Origin of the sequence: Sphingomonas sp. CFBP 8760 (assembly GCF_014841615.1) — a bacterium.
Taxonomy (GTDB): domain Bacteria; phylum Pseudomonadota; class Alphaproteobacteria; order Sphingomonadales; family Sphingomonadaceae; genus Sphingomonas.
Genome location: NZ_JACYUG010000006.1, coordinates 127,402 through 144,587, shown reverse-complemented (window position 1 = coordinate 144,587; position 17,186 = coordinate 127,402). Strand labels below are relative to the sequence as shown.

12 protein-coding genes are annotated in these 17,186 nt (G+C 70.3%); 5 read left to right on the top strand and 7 right to left on the bottom strand.

Annotated features, from left to right (window positions below; translation table 11 throughout):
- Positions 1 to 10: 10 nt before the first annotated feature.
- The gene (locus tag IFT82_RS10135) at positions 11 to 2,911 is read right to left on the bottom strand and encodes a VIT domain-containing protein (RefSeq protein WP_192126296.1); all 2,901 of its coding nucleotides are present in this window, start codon (positions 2,909 to 2,911) and stop codon (positions 11 to 13) included.
- A gap of 201 nt (positions 2,912 to 3,112) precedes the next feature.
- Between IFT82_RS10135 and IFT82_RS10130 the strand changes: the two genes are divergently transcribed.
- The 5 genes from IFT82_RS10130 (at position 3,113) to IFT82_RS10110 (ending at position 9,327) form a co-directional block, all read left to right on the top strand.
- Complete coding sequence (locus IFT82_RS10130) at positions 3,113 to 4,417, top strand: sugar porter family MFS transporter (protein ID WP_199860424.1); 1,305 nt, start codon at positions 3,113 to 3,115, stop codon at positions 4,415 to 4,417.
- 38 nt (positions 4,418 to 4,455) lie between these two features.
- The gene (locus tag IFT82_RS10125; protein ID WP_192126294.1) at positions 4,456 to 5,007 is read left to right on the top strand and encodes a TetR/AcrR family transcriptional regulator; all 552 of its coding nucleotides are present in this window, start codon (positions 4,456 to 4,458) and stop codon (positions 5,005 to 5,007) included.
- Positions 5,008 to 5,100: 93 nt separating this feature from the next.
- Positions 5,101 to 6,276, top strand: a complete 1,176-nt coding sequence (locus IFT82_RS10120) for an HlyD family secretion protein (RefSeq protein ID WP_446740959.1) — start codon at positions 5,101 to 5,103, stop codon at positions 6,274 to 6,276.
- Between the two features lies 1 nt (position 6,277).
- On the top strand, positions 6,278 to 7,840 hold the full coding sequence (locus IFT82_RS10115) for a DHA2 family efflux MFS transporter permease subunit (RefSeq protein ID WP_192126289.1): 1,563 nt from the start codon (positions 6,278 to 6,280) through the stop codon (positions 7,838 to 7,840).
- The gene (locus tag IFT82_RS10110) at positions 7,840 to 9,327 is read left to right on the top strand and encodes an efflux transporter outer membrane subunit (protein WP_192126287.1); all 1,488 of its coding nucleotides are present in this window, start codon (positions 7,840 to 7,842) and stop codon (positions 9,325 to 9,327) included. Before IFT82_RS10115 ends, IFT82_RS10110 begins: the two co-directional genes overlap by 1 nt.
- Here IFT82_RS10110 and cobA read toward each other — a convergent pair.
- The 6 genes from cobA to IFT82_RS10080 form a co-directional block, all read right to left on the bottom strand.
- Complete coding sequence (gene cobA, locus IFT82_RS10105) at positions 9,255 to 10,091, bottom strand: uroporphyrinogen-III C-methyltransferase (protein ID WP_192126285.1); 837 nt, start codon at positions 10,089 to 10,091, stop codon at positions 9,255 to 9,257. The two genes, IFT82_RS10110 and cobA, sit on opposite strands and share 73 nt — an antisense overlap.
- Positions 10,075 to 12,675 (bottom strand): nitrate reductase, encoded by a 2,601-nt coding sequence (locus IFT82_RS10100; RefSeq protein ID WP_192126283.1) that lies wholly within the window; start codon positions 12,673 to 12,675, stop codon positions 10,075 to 10,077. Before IFT82_RS10100 ends, cobA begins: the two co-directional genes overlap by 17 nt.
- Before the next feature lies 1 nt (position 12,676).
- On the bottom strand, positions 12,677 to 13,039 hold the full coding sequence (gene nirD / locus IFT82_RS10095; RefSeq protein ID WP_192126405.1) for a nitrite reductase small subunit NirD: 363 nt from the start codon (positions 13,037 to 13,039) through the stop codon (positions 12,677 to 12,679).
- A complete protein-coding gene (gene nirB / locus IFT82_RS10090) occupies positions 13,039 to 15,558 on the bottom strand; it encodes a nitrite reductase large subunit NirB (protein WP_244646665.1) in 2,520 nt (839 codons plus the stop codon). The genes nirD and nirB overlap by 1 nt, the downstream gene beginning before the upstream one ends.
- Positions 15,559 to 15,657: 99 nt before the next feature.
- Entirely contained in the window at positions 15,658 to 15,888 is a 231-nt protein-coding gene (locus tag IFT82_RS10085; protein WP_207105775.1) for a hypothetical protein, read from the bottom strand.
- A gap of 41 nt (positions 15,889 to 15,929) precedes the next feature.
- Positions 15,930 to 17,177: a nitrate/nitrite transporter gene (locus tag IFT82_RS10080; protein ID WP_192126277.1), complete on the bottom strand. Its 1,248-nt coding sequence runs from the start codon at positions 17,175 to 17,177 to the stop codon at positions 15,930 to 15,932.
- Positions 17,178 to 17,186 lie beyond the last annotated feature (9 nt).

Genomic DNA, 17,186 nt, shown 5'->3' with positions numbered 1-17,186 from the left:
CGGCATGCCCCTATTTCGGGCGCGGCATGGCGATGCGGCCGATCAACTTCTCGCCCCGCTCGTCGCGCCGCAGTTCGATGTCGACCGCCTCGACGCGCTGGGTCGGACGGCCGAAGTCGCGGAACAGGTGCGCGGTCAGCAGCGACAGGCCGTTGGGGTCGAGCCGGTCGGCGGCATAGACATTGGCGCGCACCACATAGTCGCCCATGGGGGCCCGCCGCACGAAATACTCCTCCGGGCCATAGCCGGCGGTCATGTCGTTCGACAGGTGACCGCCGATCGCGGTGCGGGGATGGCTGTAGATCGCGCGCTCGCCGCCCGGCTCGTCGACCCACAGGTCGAGATCGGTGGCATCGGTGGTCCAGTCGACCACGACGCGCACGTCGGTATCCAGCAACGCGGTGAGCGCGGGATCGAGCGGGCTGGTGCCGCCCAGCCGTTTCAGCCGCGGCACCAGCGCGTTCGCCTCCATCAGCGCGATCAGGTCGATCCCGGCCCAGCGCTGATCGAGCGGACCGACCGCGACCTCGCGCAGCAGCGCCACCGCGCGGGTCAGATCGCCGCGGGCGTTGACCGGGCGCAGCGCCGCGCGTGCAGCCAGTGCCAGGGCGAGCAGCCGGCGCGGCTGCGGCCGGTCCGGTTCCAGCGTCGCCTGCCGTTCGCGCAGCTCGATCGCGCGGTCGATCGCGCCATAACGCTCCAGCCGGTCGGCCACGATCCCCAGCGTCGTCGCGTTCGCCGATGGCAGGTCGAGCGCGGACAGCACCGTCTGCACCGCATCCGCCGTCCGGTCGTGGCGCCGCAGCCATTCGGCGGTGTCGAGATAGAAGGCGGGCACACCACCCGCCTGCCGCTCCGCCTCCGCGAAGCGTTCGTCGAACCGGGCGGGTGCGGCGTCGAAGGCGCGCAGATAATCGCGGTCGGGCTGCCACGCCCCGATCGTCACCGCCGGCGCCGATCCCCACGAGGAGACACGCGCGCCGCTGACGACGATGTCGCGCCCTTCGGCTGCGGCCCCCGCCGGCAATGGGGCGGGCGGTGGCGGCGGCGGCGGCGGCGGTGGCGCGGGCGGCGCGGCGGGAGCGGGCGCGGCCACCGGCACCGCGACGGTGGGAGGTACTGGCCCCCCGCGCCGGCGTGCCGTCTTTGCCGCCGCCGCCGGATCGAAGCGCTGGCGCCACCATGCCACCTGCGTGGTCCACGCCGCCGTCACCTCGCGCAGGCGTTCACGCTGGGCATCGGCCCGCGCACCGTCCATCGCCTTGCGACCATCCAGATAAACGGCCAGCCGTTCGGCGGGATAGTTGGCGGGCGGTGCGATATCGGCGGTCAGATAATCGTTCGGCGTCTCCAGCACGATGAACGACAGGCTGGGGCTTGCCACGCCGTAACGGCGGCTGGTCGCGACGAATTCGGCGCGCTGGTCGTTGGCGCCCAGCGTGGCGAGCAGATCGGTCGCGACCAGCGCCGCGTCGCCATCGAACGGTGTGGCCTCTTCCACGGTACGGGTGATATCGATGCCGCCGACGCGCACCGTGACGCGTCCCAGGGCCGGGGCCTGGGCGACGACGCGCCAGCGCCCGGCCGCCGCCGGGATCGTCGCGAAGGGCAAGCGGCGTCCGTCCCCGTCCATCACCGCGACGATGCCGGGGACAGCGGTGGCGAGCGCGGCGGCGACCCGGTCGCCATCCTCGCCCAGCGCATGGGCCTGTCCGCCCAGCCCGGCGGCCAGATGCCGCAACCAGCCCATATCCGCTGCGGGTGAGGTGGTGATCGCATCCACCCGGCATCGCGGCGCGAAAGTGCTGGCCCGATCGATCGTGACCCGCCCATTGGAGAATAACAGGCAGCGATCCGCCGCCCCGTCGCCGGCAACCGCGGCGAAGCTGGTCGCCCCGCGATAGCGGACGCCGCGGAGCAGCTCGATCGCCGCTTCCGGCGTCGCCGCGGTCTGGCGGGTGGCGCCGTCGCTGGCGAAGGTGACGATCTCGATCCGCTGCGGCCGGATCGCCGCGACCGTGCGACGCAGGAGGGCGAATTCGGCTTCGTGGCGGTCGGCCAGCCGCGAACGCGACCGGTCCCAATAGATACGCAGCGTGCCGCCCTGCGCGGCGTCCGGTGCCGTCATCGCGGGGGGCAACGCCCCGGTCAGCTGGACGAACCGCTCACCGCTGCGATGGCGGCTGGCGATCGTGTCGGGTGTGGTGACCGGACCGATCACGATCGCGCCGTTCAGTGCGGCCTTGCCGCTCGCGGTGGCGCTCTGCCCGTCACGCTGCCCGTTGTTCTGGCCGTCATCCTGCCAACGCCCGGTCTGCCCGTCCGGCATCAGCAGCGTCGGTGCGGTCGCCATCCCGTCGGCCGTCACCGTCATCCCCCAGCCGGCGCGCGGCGCGGCGAGCCGTAGCGGCAGGCGGAGTCCTTCCACCCCGATCGGCACCGTGAAGCGCAACCGGATCGTCCGCCGCCCGCCCGGCAGGATCGGGAACACGCGCGTCCGGAACCCGCCATCGGCCGCCACCTCGGCCAGTCCGGGATCGACACCGCGGCGGACCTGCGCCTCATACACCGCCTTTGCCCGGGGCTGATCGACCAGCACGCCATCGACCAGCTGGTCGCCGACATCGAGCGCATAGCCGGTGACGATCGCGTCCTGCGGCAGCGTGAACCGGAAATCGCCTTCCAGCACCTCGTGGCCGTCGTTGGCGAATTCCGCAGTGACGGTGCCCTCGGCCACCGCCCCGTGGAGGCGCATCGCCACGTCGAAACGGTGGAGCGCGATGTCGCGGCCATGCGCGGCGTCGCGGATACCACCGGCGGTGGCGGTCAGGCTGGGATTGGCGACCGGTTCCTGCGCGACGACGGGACCGGCCACGAGCAGCGAGAGGACGAAGGATGCCGCATATCTCATTCGTCACCATCCCCGCCGTTGTCGTGCCGAGACTAGGGCCATCGCCACGGGCCCGGCAAGACGGCATCGTGGCGGTCGCGACCGTGTTCAACACGCCGATTGCTCCCTATCAGTCGAATGGCCTGACCGGGGTCGCGGACGTCGAATCGGTCGGCCGCCTGTTCCGGGTGGGCGTGCGCTTCATCTATCGAGGATCGGCCATTGACGACGACGTTGCTGAGGGGGGTGCTGGTCGGTGGCCTGTCCGGTCTGCTGTTCGGGTTCGACACCGCCGTCATCGCCGGCACCACCGAGGGTATCCGTACCGCGTTCGACCTCGATGCCACGGGTGTCGGCATCACGGTGTCCGCGGCGCTGTGGGGCACGCTGGCGGGGGCGCTGCTCGCGGGCAAGCCCGGTGACCGTTACGGGGCGAGGAACGCGCTGAAGGCGATCGCCATCCTCTATTGCCTGTCGGGGATCGGCTGCCTGTTCGCGTGGAGCTGGCCCGCGCTCATCGCCTTTCGCGTCATGGCCGGCCTGGCGGTCGGCGCGTCGTCGGTGCTGGCGCCGGTCTATCTGGCGGAAATCGCGCCGGCCAACCGCCGCGGCCTGATGGTCGGCACGTTCCAGCTGAACATCGTCGCGGGTATTCTGGTCGCCTATCTCAGCAATGCGATCATCACCGGCTTCGCGCTGGGGGCGATCGACTGGCAGGTGAAGCTGGGCGTCACCGCGCTGCCGGCGCTGCTGCTGCTGGCGATGATGTTCACCATTCCGGACAGCCCGCGCTGGCTCGCCGCCAGGGGGCGCATGGCCGAGGCGGCGGGTGTCCTGGCCCGGTTCGGCGTCGCCGATCCCGAGAAGGAACTGGCGGGCTATGTCCGTGCCGACCGGTCCGCGCCGTCGCCGCGCCTGTCCTGGTCGCGCCATCGCAAGCCCATGCTGCTGGCCTTCGGCATCGCGGCGTTCAACCAGCTGTCGGGGATCAACGCGATCCTCTATTACCTCAACGACATCTTCGCCGCCGCCGGATACGACGCCGTATCCGCGGACCGGCAGGCGGTGGTGATCGGCCTGTGCAACTTCGCGTTCACCGCGCTGGCGCTGCTGGTGATCGACCGGCTGGGGCGGCGGACGCTGCTGCTGATCGGGTCGGTCGGCCTCACCGTGACGCTGGGCGGGACGGCGGCGGTGTTCCTGAGCGGGCAGGGCGAGCAATATCTGCTGTGGCTGCTGATCGGCTTCATCGCCTTCTTCGCGTTCAGCCAGGGCGCGGTCATCTGGGTCTATATCAGCGAGATTTTCCCCACCGACGTGCGCGCACGCGGTCAGAGCCTGGGTTCGTCGACTCACTGGTTCATGGATGCGATCATCGCGATGGCGTTTCCGCTGGTGGCGGCACAGACGCGGGGTGGCCCGTTCGTCGTGTTCGCGGTGATGATGGCGGTGCAGTTCGTCGTCGTCTTCCTCTGCTTCCCCGAAACCAAGCGGCGGTCGCTGGAAGCGATCGAGGCGAGCGTGTGACGGGACGGCGGACCGGCGCATAAAGGGGCGATGCGGGGATGCGGCGTGATGCCCGGATACGACGCGACGCGTTGATTACGGCGGCGGCGGCAAGCTTCGCCGAACGCGGTTACAGCGTACCGCTGGAAGAGGTGGCGGCCCGGGCCGGGGTGGGGCGCGGCACGCTGTACCGCAACTTCAGGGACCGTGAGGCGCTGGCGATTGCGATCTTCGAGCGCGAGATCGACCGGGTCGACGAGATCGTGGCGGGCGATCGGCCTTTTCGCCAGACGTTGGTCGATCTCGCGCTGGGCGGGGCGCGCGGTACGGCATTGTTCGCCCGGATCGCGACCGAACTGGTCGCCGATCCCGCGAACATGGCCGCGCTGGAGGCACTGGGCACGCGGCTGGCCGGTGCGCTCGATCCGCTGGCGCGCCGCGCCCGTGCCAACGGCGAGGTGCGTGACGATGTCGACGGTGCCCGGCTCGGGCTGGCGCTACAGATGGTCGGGGGTCTGTTCTACGACCCGCATACTGAGGCGGCGGCGATGCGACGATTGAACGAGGCGCTGGACATCGTCCTCGACGGCATACGTCCCGCCCCTCATTGAACTATCTAACCGGACAGCTTGTCCGTTTCATCGGTCTGGATTATCGGGCCGTCGACACTTGCATCCGGCCCGGCCGGATGAACGACGAGGCGGATCGTGGATCAGGACGAAGACACCGCAGGGCGCGACGATGCCGCCGATACGCCCGACGCCGCCGGCGGCAAGGCGAAGAAGGGTCTGAGTCCCCGCGCGAAGATCATCCTGATCCTGCTGGCGCTCGCCGTGATCGCGGCGGGGATCGTCTGGTACGTCCGTCACGAGACGCGCGGCAAATATTTGCAGGAAACCAACGACGCACAGGTCGAGGCCGACATGGTGACGGTGTCGCCGCGCGTCGCGGGCTATGTCGCCGACGTGTTCGTCGGGGACAATCAGGACGTGCGGGCGAACCAGCCGCTGGTCCGGATCGATCCGCGCGATGTGCGGGCGCAGGCCTCGCAGGCCGAGGCGCAGATCGCGGTGGCGGCGGCGCAGGCGGATAATGCGCGGGCGCAGATCGCCGAGCAATATGCGACGATCGACCAGGCCCGCGCGCAACTCGCCGCCGCCCGCGCGAAAGCCGCCTATGATGCGGGCGAGGTGGCGCGCTATCGCCCGCTTGCCGCCTCCGGCGCGGAGCCGCGCGCGCAACTGGCGCAACTGGAGGCGACCGCGCGGCAATCCGCCGACAATGTCCGGGCGCAGACCGCGGCGGTGACCATGCAGGAACGCCGCGTCGCCTCGTTCCGGTCGCAGGAGCGACAGGGCGCGGCGCAGGGGCGGGCGGCGCGGGCACAACTCGAATCCGCCAATGTCGATGTCGGCGCCACGTTGATCCGCGCCGCCAGCGCCGGGCGGATCGGCGACAAGACCGTGACAGTCGGTCAATATGTCCAGGCGGGGACGCGGCTGATGTCGATCGTGCCGCTCGACCGGCTCTACATCACCGCCAATTTCAAGGAGACGCAGCTGGCGCTGATGCGTCCCGGCCAGCCGGTGACGATCGATGTCGATGCGCTGGACGGCGTGGAGCTGAAGGGCCGGGTGGAAAGCGTGTCGCCGGGCACGGGGGCGCAATTCTCGTTGCTGCCGCCGCAGAACGCCACCGGCAACTTCACCAAGATCACGCAGCGCGTACCGGTCCGCATCTCGATCGAGGCGACGCCGGCGGCGCGGCGGCTGCTGGTGCCGGGGCTGTCGGTGGTGGTCACGGTCGACACGATCGGGGCGAAGGGCGAACTGGACCGCATCCGCGACCAGCAGCGGCAGGCCGATCGCGGGGAACGCTGAGGTGGCGACCGCCGCCGCCGCTACCCCGCCGCGAAAGGGGGCCGAGCGTGCCGATGCCTCCGCATGGCTGGCGGTGGCGGCCGGGACGCTGGGCGCGTTCATGGCGACGCTCGACATCTCGATCGTCAATTCGTCGCTGCCGACGATCCAGGGCGAGATCGGCGCCAGCGGTACCGAGGGGACGTGGATCGCCACCGCCTATCTGGTGTCGGAGATCATCATCATCCCGATGGCCGCGTGGCTGGAGCGGATGCTGGGGCTGCGCACCTTCCTGCTGATCGCGGCGGGGCTGTTTACCGCCTTTTCGGTGATGTGCGGCCTGTCGACCAGCCTGGGCATGATGGTGTTCGGGCGGGTGGGACAGGGTTTCACCGGCGGCGCGATGATCCCGACCGCGCAGGTTATCATCGCGCAGCGGCTGCCGCGCGCGCAACAGCCGATCGGCATCGCCGCGTTCGGCGCGACCGCGATCCTGGGGCCGGTGCTGGGGCCGCTGATCGGCGGCTGGCTGACCGAGAATGTCAGCTGGCATTATGCCTTCTTCATCAACGTGCCGATCTGCGGGATCCTCGTCACGCTGCTGCTGCTCGGCCTGCCACATGAAAAGGCCAAGCTGCACCTGTTCGGCCAGGCGGACTGGAAGGGGATTGCCGGGCTGGCGCTGGGGCTGGGCGGGCTGACCGTGTTCCTGGAGGATGGCCAGCGCGAACAATGGTTCGATTCCAGTCTGATCCGGACGATGTTCGGGGTGATGCTGGTCGGGTTCGTCCTGCTGTTCTGGGGGCAGGCGACCGCGCGGCGGCCGATCATCAAGCTGAAGCTGCTGCTCGACCGCCAGTTCGGATCGGTGGCGCTGATGGGCGTGGTGCTGGGCGTGGTGCTATACGGCACCGCCTATGCCATCCCGCAATTCCTGTCGTCGATCGCGGGGTACAATGCGCTCCAGTCGGGCAAGGTGGTGCTGTTGTCGGGATTGCCGAGCCTGTTCATGATGGCGATCGTGCCGTTCCTGCTGCGGCGCGTGGACATCCGGATCGCGGTCGCCGTCGGGCTTGGCATCATGGGCCTGTCGGCGATGATGGATGCGAACCTGACGATGGCGTCGACCGGCGGCGATTTCACTGCCAGCCAGCTGATGCGCGGCGTCGGGCAGATCCTGGGCATGTTGTTCCTCAGCCAGGCGGTGGTGCGATCGGTGCCGCCCGAGGATGCCGGCGACGCATCCGGGCTGTTCAACGCGATGCGCAATCTGGGCGGCAGCTTCGCGCTGGCGGGCATCTCGATCCTGCAGGACCAGCGGCAGTGGCTGCATTCGCGCCGGATCGAGGAGTCGCTGAACGCCAACGGCGTCGCGGTGCAGGACTTCGTCGGCGGCCTATCGCAGCAGTTCGGCGGGATGCCGACCGCGCTGCGCGTCGTCGGCCAGCAGATACAGGGGCAGGCGCTGGTGATGACGTACAACGATATCTTCTGGATCATGGGCGCCGGCACGCTGGCGGTGCTGCCGCTGGTGCTGTTCCTGAGGCCGCTGCCGCAGGACGCGGCGCCGGCGATGGTGCATTGATGCGGGCGCTGCCGCTCCTCTGCTGCGCCGCGCTGGCCGGTTGCACGGTCGGCCCCGATTACAAGGCGCCGCCGGCGATCGCGAGCGAGGCGGTGGCGCGCGGCACTTTCGTGCGCGCGCGCGACGCCGCGTTGGCGCCGACGCCGGGTCTTGCCCGCTGGTGGGAAGCGCTGGCCGATCCGACGCTGACCGCGCTGGTCGACGATGCGCTGGCGCACAGCCCGACGATCGACGAGGCGACCGCGCGCATCCGTGCCGCACAGGCGCAACTGAGGCAGCAGCGTACCGCACAACTGCCCGCCGTCAGCGCCAACGCCACCTATCTCCATGCCACGCTGCCCGGGGTCGGCATCGGCGACAGCGGGGCGGCGGAGGGTGGAACGGCTGACGGCGGGGCGGGTGGCACAAGCGGTTCGGGTAGCGCGAGCGGCCTCGACTTCTACAATCTCGGTTTCAACGCGTCGTGGGAACTCGACCTGTTCGGCGGCGGCCGGCGCGGGGTGGAGCGGTCGCGCGCCACGATCGGGGCGCGCGTCGCCGATCTGGCGGATGCGCAGGTGTCGCTGTCGGCGCAGGTGGCGCAGGCCTATGTCGCGTTGCGCGACGTGCAGGCGCGTATCCGCCTGAACCGCGCGTCAACGGCGTTGCAGGAGCGGCAGGTCGCGCTGGCGCGACAGCGTCATGCCGCCGGCACCGCGTCGCTGCTGGATGTGGAGCGGCTGCGTAACCAGCTGGAAAGCACGCAGGCGGATGCGATCCCGCTGGGCGCGCAGGCGGACGAGTATCTGAACCAGCTGGCGGTGCTGACCGGGCGGGTGCCCGGCGCGCTCGACACGACGCTGGGTACGATCGTGCCCGTGCCGTTGCCCCCGGCGCGGGTCGCGATCGGCGATCCGGCGGCGATCATCGCCAACCGGCCCGACATCCGCGCGGCCGAGCGTGCGCTGGCGGCGAACACCGCGGCGGTGGGCGTGAACAAGGCGAAGGAACTGCCCGGCATCCGTTTCCTGGGCATATTGGGGCTGGGCGGTACCAGCCCCGGCGACGTATTCGATCCCGGCAACCTGACGACGCTGCTGGCGCCGTCGCTCAACTGGTCGCTGCTCGATTTCGGGCGCAACCGCGCGGTGACGCGGGGGTCGGAAGCGGATCGCGACGCATCGGATGCCGCCTATCGCCGCACGGTGCTGGCGGCATTGCAGGATGCGGAAACCGCGTTGTCGCGGTTCGGCAACACGCGCGCGCAACTGGGCCAGCTGATCCGGGTGGAAGCGACGGCGCGGCGATCGACGGCGCTGAATGCCCAACGGGTACGGGCGGGCACCACCTCGTTGATCGACCAGCTCGATATCGAGCGCCAGCAACTGTCGGCGGCGATCGCGGTCGAGCAGGCGCGGGCGCAGCTGGCGCAGAGCTATATCGCGGTCAACAAGGCGCTGGGGCTCGGCTGGTCCGCGCCGGCAGCGGCATCCGTGCCCGCGCGCTGATCCTCCGCCCGGTCGCCGCGGCCCACCGCCTCGCCGATCACCAGCAGGGTCGGATCGTCGTCGCTGATCGTGCGGACGAGGAAGGCGAGCGAAGCCAGCCGGCCCCGGATCATCCGTTCCTGCGGCAGCGATACGTTGACCGCGATCAGCACCGGCGTGTCGGGTGAGCGGCCCGCCGCGATCAGTTCCCGTGCCACCTCCGGCGCGGCGGCGCGGCCCATATAGACCGCCAGCGTGGCATCCGGGTTGGCCAGTCCCGCCCAGTCCAGATCGAGCGGCGCGCCGGCGCGGGCATGGGCGGTGACCAGCGTCAGCTTGCGGGCCAGACCGCGCAGCGTCAGCGATACGGCGGCACTGGCGGCGGCGGCGCTGGCGGCGGTGATGCCGGGGCAGACGCGGACCGGCACGCCGTGCGCGGCGAGGTGATCCATCTCCTCGGTCGAGCGGCCGAACACCGACGGGTCGCCCCCCTTCAACCGCACCACCCGCCGCCCGGCGAGCGCGGCGGCGAGCAGCAGGTCATTGATCGATCCCTGATCCTTCGAATGCCGGCCCGATCGCTTGCCGACGCTGACGCGCTCGACATGGTCGGGCACCAGATCGAGGATGCCGGGGCCGACCAGCGCGTCGTGGAACACGATGTCCGCCGCGCCGATCAGGCGTTCCGCCTTGCGGGTGAGCAGGTCGGGATCGCCGGGGCCGGCGCCGACCAGCCAGACGGTGCCGGGATCGATATCCGGCATGATCCTATCGCGATGCGGCATCGGCGGTCTCCGTCAGGGTGGTGGTGGCGATCAGCCGGGCGAGCGCCGGACGGCACGATCCGCAATTGGTGCCCGCGCCCAGCGCCTCGCCGATCGCGGCGACGCTGACGAGCCGCTGGCCGGCGATCGCGGTGACGATGGTCTTCAGCCCGACATCGAAACAGGCGCAGACGATCGGCCCATGGTCGACGACCGCCCCCGGCGCGCGACCGGCGAGCAGCGCCGGACCGGGGGTGGCGTGATCCAGTTGCGCGATCAGCCAGTCGCGCGCGGGAAGCAGGCCGGACCGGGTGACGAACAGCACCGCCGCCACCCGCCCATCGCGCAGGATCGCGACCCGGCGCGTGCCCTTCGCGGGGTCCTGCGCCTCGATCCGGTCGCCCCTGGGCAGGGTGCGTTCCAGCGTCGCCGGGTCGCCGTCCCCCGCCAGTTCGAACAGCGCGCCGCCCGGTACGGTGACGCGGGTGGCCCACAGGCAGTCGGGCAGCGCCGCCGCCGCATCGCGGGTGACGAGGAAACCGCGCCAGGCGGGCGCGACCGGCTCGATCCGGGCGGGCGTGTTCTTGAAACCGGGCTGGCCGGAATGCGGATCGGCGAGGGGGCGGGGCAGCAGGCCGGCGCGACCGCCGGTCGATTGCCGGTCGGTCCAGTGGATCGGCACGAACAGTTCGCCCGGCCGCTGCCCGGTGGCGATCGCCACGCGGAACAGGCTGTCCCCCTGCGGCGTGGCGACGCGGGCGAGGCCGCCATCGGTCAGGCCCAGCGTCGCGGCATCGTCCGGATGGACCTCGACCAGCGGTTCCTCGCGGTGGCGGGCCAGTTTGGGGCTGAGGCCGGTGCGCGTCATCGTGTGCCACTGGTCGCGGTAGCGGCCGGTGTTGAGCGTCATCGGCCACCCGCGCAGCGGCTCGGCCAGCGCGATCTGGCGCACCGGCACCAGTCGTGCCCGGCCGTCCGGCGTCGAGAACTTGCCATCGGCGAAGGGGTGGCCCCCCCAGCGGAACGGCGCCAACGCGTCATAGGCCTCGTTGCCGATCGCGGCGTGCGCCTTCAGGTTCAGCACGCGCGCACCGTCGTTCTGGTAGGCGGTCAGGCGGGCATGTTCGCGCCAGATATCGGCGGCGTGGCGATAGGCGAAGGCATCCGCCCAGCCCATCCGGGCGGCGACCTGCGCCACGATCCACCAGTCCGGCTTCACCTCCCCCGGCAGCGGCAGGACGGCGCGCTGGCGGGAGATGGTGCGATCGGAATTGGTGACGGTGCCGTCCTTCTCGCCCCAGGCGGCGGCGGGCAGGCGGACATCGGCGTGGAGGCCGGTATCGGTCGTCTCCATCACGTCGGACACGACCACGAACGGGCAATCGGCCAGCGCCGCGCGCACGCGGCCGGCATCGGGCATCGACACCGCCGGGTTGGTCGCCATGATCCACAGCGCCTTGATCCGGCCCTGTTCGACCCCGCGGAACAGGTCGACCGCCTTCAGCCCCGGCTTCGTCGCCATCCGGGGGGCGGCCCAGAAACGGCCGACGCGCGCCACGTTGTCGGGCGCGAAATCCATGTGCGCGGCAAGGGTGGAGGCGAGGCCACCGACCTCGCGCCCGCCCATCGCATTGGGCTGGCCGGTGATCGAGAAGGGCGCGGCGCCGGGCCTGCCGATCCGCCCGGTCGCGAGGTGCAGGTTCAGGATCGCGTTGACCTGATCGGTGCCGCGGATCGACTGGTTGATGCCCTGGCTGAACAACGTGACCGTGCGCGGCGTCGCGGCGAACAGCTCGAAAAAGCGGTGGAGGTCGGCCGGCGCCACGTCGCAGGTGCGCGCGGTGGTCCACAGATCGCCGTCCGCATCCAGCGCCGTCCAGAACCCGTCGGGCACGTCCAGCGTGGCGTCGTCGGTCAGCCCCTCGCGCCGGCAGTGGGCCAGCAGGCCGTTCATCAGCGCCACGTCGCTGCCCGGCCGGATCGCGAGGTGGAGGTCCGCTTCCTCCGCCGTCTCGGTGCGGCGCGGGTCGATCACCACCAGCTTCGTGCCGCGCGCCGCGCGCGCCGCCTGGATGCGCTGATAGACGACGGGATGGCACCACGCCGTGTTCGACCCGACCAGCACGATCAGGTCCGCCGCGTCGAGATCGTCGTAGCTGGCGGGCACCACGTCCTCGCCGAACGCGCGCAGATGCCCGGCCACCGCGCTCGACATGCACAGGCGCGAATTGGTGTCGATGTTGCCGGAGCCGATGAAGCCCTTCATCAGCTTGTTGGCGACGTAGTAATCCTCGGTCAGCAACTGGCCCGAGACGTAGAAGGCGACGCTGTTCGGCCCGTGCGCCGCGATCGTCTCGCGGAAGCGCCGGGCGACGAGGTCGAGCGCCTTGTCCCACCCCGCGCGCCGGTCGCCGATCATCGGGTGGAGCAACCGGCCCTCCAGCCCCGTCGTCTCGCCCAGATGCGTGCCCTTGGAACACAGCCGGCCGGCATTGGCGGGGTGATCGGCATCGCCCCGGATCGTCACCCCCCGCTCGCCCTGCCGGGTGGCGACGATCCCGCAGCCGACCCCGCAATAGGCGCAGGTGGTGCGTATGCCCGTCATCTCAGGCCGCCCGCGCCACGGGGGCGGTGGCGGTGGCGGGGACGGTCGCGGCGCGCGGGATCAGCACGCGGCCGTCCCGCACCTCGACCGGCACGGTCGGCACGCAGCCCTTGTCCTCGCCCAGCGCCTCGCCCGTCGCCAGCGAGATGCGCCAGTTGTGCAGGGGGCAGGACACCGCATGGCCGTGGACGATGCCCTGGCTGAGCGGGCCGTGCTTGTGCGGGCAGCGGTTGACCAGCGCGAACACCCGGTCGTCGCCGGTGCGGAAGACGCCGATGTCGTCGCCCCCCGCGATCGTCACGGTGCGCGCGCCGCGCAGGGGAATGTCGGCGACCGCGCCGATATCGATCCAGTCGGCGGGCATCATGCGTTCTCCATCATGGCAGGACCGGGGGCGGCACCGGGTGCGGGGCCGAAGGCGGCGAGGGGGGCATGCTGTTCGCGGTCGGCCCCCGCCGCCCGCGCCGCCCAGGGATCGTCCTGCATGAACTGCTGCGAGAACAGGAACCGTTCGGTCAGCGCCTGCCGGCCCGCGGGATCGTCGACGATCCGTGACTTGATGTAATCGAGGCCGATCCGCTCGACCCACGGCGCGGTGCGTTCCAGATAGCGTGCCTCCTCACGATAAAGCTGGGTGAAGGCGGCGCAGTAATCCTTCGCCTCCTGCTCGGTGGCGACCTTGCACAGGAAATCGGTGGCGCGGACCTTGATGCCGCCATTGCCGCCGACATGCAGTTCGTAGCCCGAATCGACGCAGACCACGCCGAAATCCTTGATCGTCGCCTCCGCACAGTTGCGGGGGCAGCCCGATACCGCGATCTTGAACTTGTGCGGCATCCACGATCCCCAGGTCATCTGTTCGATCTGGACGCCGAGGCCGGTCGAATCCTGCGTGCCGAACCGGCACCAGTCCGATCCGACACAGGTCTTCACGGTGCGCAGCGATTTGCCATAGGCGTGGCCGGAAACCATGCCGGCCGCGTTCAGATCGGCCCAGACGGCGGGCAGATCCTCCTTCTTGATGCCGAAGATGTCGAGCCGCTGGCCGCCGGTGACCTTGACCATCGGCGCGTTGAACTTGTCGACCACATCGGCGATCGCGCGCAACTCGCGCGGGTTGGTCAGCCCGCCCCACATCCGCGGCACCACCGAATAGGTGCCGTCCTTCTGGATGTTGGCGTGCATCCGTTCGTTGACGAACCGGCTCTGCTGGTCGTCGACATAGACGCCGGGCAGCGCGCACAGCAGGTAATAGTTGAGCGCGGGGCGGCAGGACGAGCAGCCGTCCGGGGTCGACCAGTGGAGTTTCTGCATCACCTCCGGGATCGAGCGCATGTCCTGTGCCACGATCTCGCGGCGGACGTCGTCATGGCCGAAGCTGGTGCATGTGCACATCGTCTTCACCGTACGCTCGCCGCCGTAATCGGCGCCGAGCGTGAGCGACAGCAGCTGTTCAACCAGACCGGTGCACGATCCGCATGACGCCGACGCCTTGCAGGTGGAGCGCACCGCATCGAGGCTGGTCGCGCCGTCCACGATCGAGCAGACGACCTTGCCCTTGGTCACGCCGTTGCAGCCGCAGATCTCGGCATCGTCCGAGAGCGCCGCAACGGCCGCCTTAGGGTCCGTCTGCCCCCCTCCGGAGGCATAGGCCTGACCGAAGATCAGCATCTCGCGGATGTCGGCGATGTCCTCCCGCTTCTTCAGCAGGTCGAAATACCAGCCGCCATCGGCGGTGTCGCCGTACAGCACCGCGCCGACGATGCGGTCGTCGCGGACGACGAGGCGCTTGTAGATGCCGCGCGCCGCATCGCGCAGCACGATATCCTCCGCACCCTCGCCGCCGCTGAAGTCGCCCGCCGAGAACACGTCCAGCCCGGCGACCTTCAGCTTGGTGGAAGTGACGGAGCCGCGATAGCCGGTGTGCCGTTCCACCAGCCCGTCCGCCAGCGCGCGGCACATGTCCCACAGCGGTGCGACGAGGCCGTAGACCATGCCGTCATGCTCGACGCATTCGCCCACCGCCAGCACGTCCGCGTCGGAGGTGACCATGTGATCGTCGACCTGGATACCCCGGCCGACCGCCAGTCCCGCCGCGCGGGCGAGGGCGACCGCGGGGCGGATGCCGACCGCCATGACGACCAGGCTGGCGGGGATCACGGTGCCGTCGGCCAGCCTGACCGCCTCGACCCGGTCGGTGCCGACGATCTCGGCGGTGTTCGCGCCGGTCAGCACCGTCTGCCCGCGTGCCTCCAGCGCGGATTTCAGCAGCCAGCCCGCGGCCTCGTCCAGCTGGCGCTCCATCAGCGTGGCGGCGAGGTGGATCACCGTCACCTTCATGCCGCGCAGGGTGAGGCCGTGTGCCGCCTCCAGCCCCAGCAGGCCGCCGCCGATCACCACCGCATCGCCGCCACGCCCGGCGGCGACCAGCATGTGATCGACATCCTTCATGTCGCGGAAGGTGATGACGCCGGGCAGGTCGTGGCCGGGCACGGGGATGATGACGGGATCGGAACCGGTGGCGATCAGCAGCTTGTCGTAGCCGACCGTGCGGCCCGACCGCGCGGTGACGGTGCGGGCGGCGCGATCGATATGGTCGACCGGGTCGCCGGCGATCAGTTCGATATCGTGATCGGCGTACCAGGCGGCGTCGTTGATGACGATCTCGTCGAACGTCTTCTCGCCCGCCAGCACCGGCGACAGCATGATGCGGTTGTAGTTCACATGCGGTTCGGCACCGAAGATCGTCACCCGGTAGCGGCCGGGTTCGCGCGCCAGCAGTTCCTCCACCGCGCGGCACCCGGCCATGCCGTTGCCGATCACCACCAGCCGGCGGTCGCTCCGCACGGCGGACGGGACGGGGGCCGCCTCCGGGGTCGCCATATTGCCGAGATCATGAAAGTCCATTCTTCGCGCTCCGAAACGAAAAAGGCCGCCATGCGGACGCTGGGGAAACCCAGCGCCTGCATGGCGGCCTTGCCATCATCGTGAACGATCCGGGATGATCCCCGATCGGGCGATGCGCCGTTCCCCCTCATCATCGAGCGGGTCCGGCTGTAGAGCCCGGAGCAGCGTCGCCCGAGCCCGATGAATATGCGTGATGTGCCGGTGGCCGGCAAGATGTTTTTCGCGGGTGCGGCAAATGCGGTCGCGCGTCGCCCGATCGGTCACGACCAGCGAGGCGAAGCCATCCGGATGCCGCAGGGGCGGCATTCCGGATGGCTTCGCGATGCCTTGCGGCGAGGGATCGAAAACTAGATCCGCACACCCTCGGCCGCGCCCCAGGAAGCGCGCCATTTGCCCTTGACCATCGTCAGCCCGACAAAGGCCAGCGCCGACAGCGCGGCGAAGATCAGGAACCCGGACGAGAAGCTGCCGGTCATCTGCTTGGCGATGCCCAGCGACGAGGCGAGGTAGAAGCCGCCGATGCCGCCCGCGAACCCGACCAGCCCGGTCATCACCCCGATCTCCTTCGCGAAACGCTGCGGCACCAGCTGGAAGACCGCGCCGTTGCCGACGCCCAGGGCCAGCATCGCCGCCACGAACAGCGCCAGCGCGGCGGCCACCGTCGTCGCCATGCTGACGCCCGCCAGCGCCACCGCCGCCGCGACGAACACGAAGCCCAGCGCCTTGCACCCGCCGATCGCATCCGCCAGCGCGCCGCCCATCGGCCGCACCAGCGACCCGGCGAACACGCACGCCGCCGTGCAATAGCCGGCGGTGATCGGCGACAGCCCGAACCGGTCGGTGAAATAGATCGGCAGGCTGGCGGCGAGGCCGACGAACCCGCCGAACGTCACGCTGTAAAAGGCCATCAGCCACCACGCATCGGCGGTGCGCAGCGGTTCCAGATAGGCGCCGAACGACTTGGGCGCGGGCTGGCCGGGTGCGTCCTTCGCCATCACCATGTAGAGGACGAAGACGATCGACAGCGGGATACCGGCGAGGCCCAGCACCGCGTTCCAGCCGAACATCTTGGCGAGCACCGGCGCGAACAGCGCGGCGAACACCGTGCCGGAATTGCCCATGCCGGCGACGCCCATCGCCTTGCCCTGATGTTCGGGCGGATACCACCGGCTGGCCAGCGGCAACGCGATCGCGAAACTGGCGCCCGCGAAGCCCAGGATGACGCCGAGTGCGATCGTGGCGCCGAAGCTGTCGACGCCCAGGAGATAGGCAGACAGCAGTCCGGCGATCACGATGATCTGGCTGATCGCGCCCGACCGCTTCGGCCCGATCCGGTCAACCAGCAGGCCGTTGACGACGCGCAGGATCGCCCCCGCCAGGGTGGGCGTCGCGACCATGAAGCCCTTTTCGGCCGGGGTCAGCGCCAGCGACGTCGCGATCGCGGGCGCGAGCGGGCCGAGCACGACCCACACCATGAAGGCGAGATCGAAATACAGGAAGGCGGCGATCAGGGTCGGCTTGTGGCCGCTGTTCCAGAAGCCGGCGGCAACCGTCTTGTCCGCGTCGTCCGTGTCTTTCCAATAGGCAGTCGCCATCGGAATCCT

What these genes read in the sequence shown, in the direction of transcription:
- IFT82_RS10100 (WP_192126283.1), bottom strand. Translation starts at nt 12,675, where the DNA reads ATGACGGGCATACGCACCACCTGCGCCTATTGCGGGGTCGGCTGCGGG.
- IFT82_RS10085 (WP_207105775.1), bottom strand. Translation starts at nt 15,888, where the DNA reads ATGCCGCCCCTGCGGCATCCGGATGGCTTCGCCTCGCTGGTCGTGACC.
- IFT82_RS10080 (WP_192126277.1), bottom strand. Translation starts at nt 17,177, where the DNA reads ATGGCGACTGCCTATTGGAAAGACACGGACGACGCGGACAAGACGGTT.
- nirB (WP_244646665.1), bottom strand. Translation starts at nt 15,558, where the DNA reads ATGGCGACCCCGGAGGCGGCCCCCGTCCCGTCCGCCGTGCGGAGCGAC.
- IFT82_RS10135 (WP_192126296.1), bottom strand. Translation starts at nt 2,911, where the DNA reads ATGAGATATGCGGCATCCTTCGTCCTCTCGCTGCTCGTGGCCGGTCCC.
- IFT82_RS10110 (WP_192126287.1), top strand. Translation starts at nt 7,840, where the DNA reads ATGCGGGCGCTGCCGCTCCTCTGCTGCGCCGCGCTGGCCGGTTGCACG.
- IFT82_RS10125 (WP_192126294.1), top strand. Translation starts at nt 4,456, where the DNA reads ATGCGGCGTGATGCCCGGATACGACGCGACGCGTTGATTACGGCGGCG.
- cobA (WP_192126285.1), bottom strand. Translation starts at nt 10,091, where the DNA reads ATGCCGCATCGCGATAGGATCATGCCGGATATCGATCCCGGCACCGTC.
- nirD (WP_192126405.1), bottom strand. Translation starts at nt 13,039, where the DNA reads ATGCCCGCCGACTGGATCGATATCGGCGCGGTCGCCGACATTCCCCTG.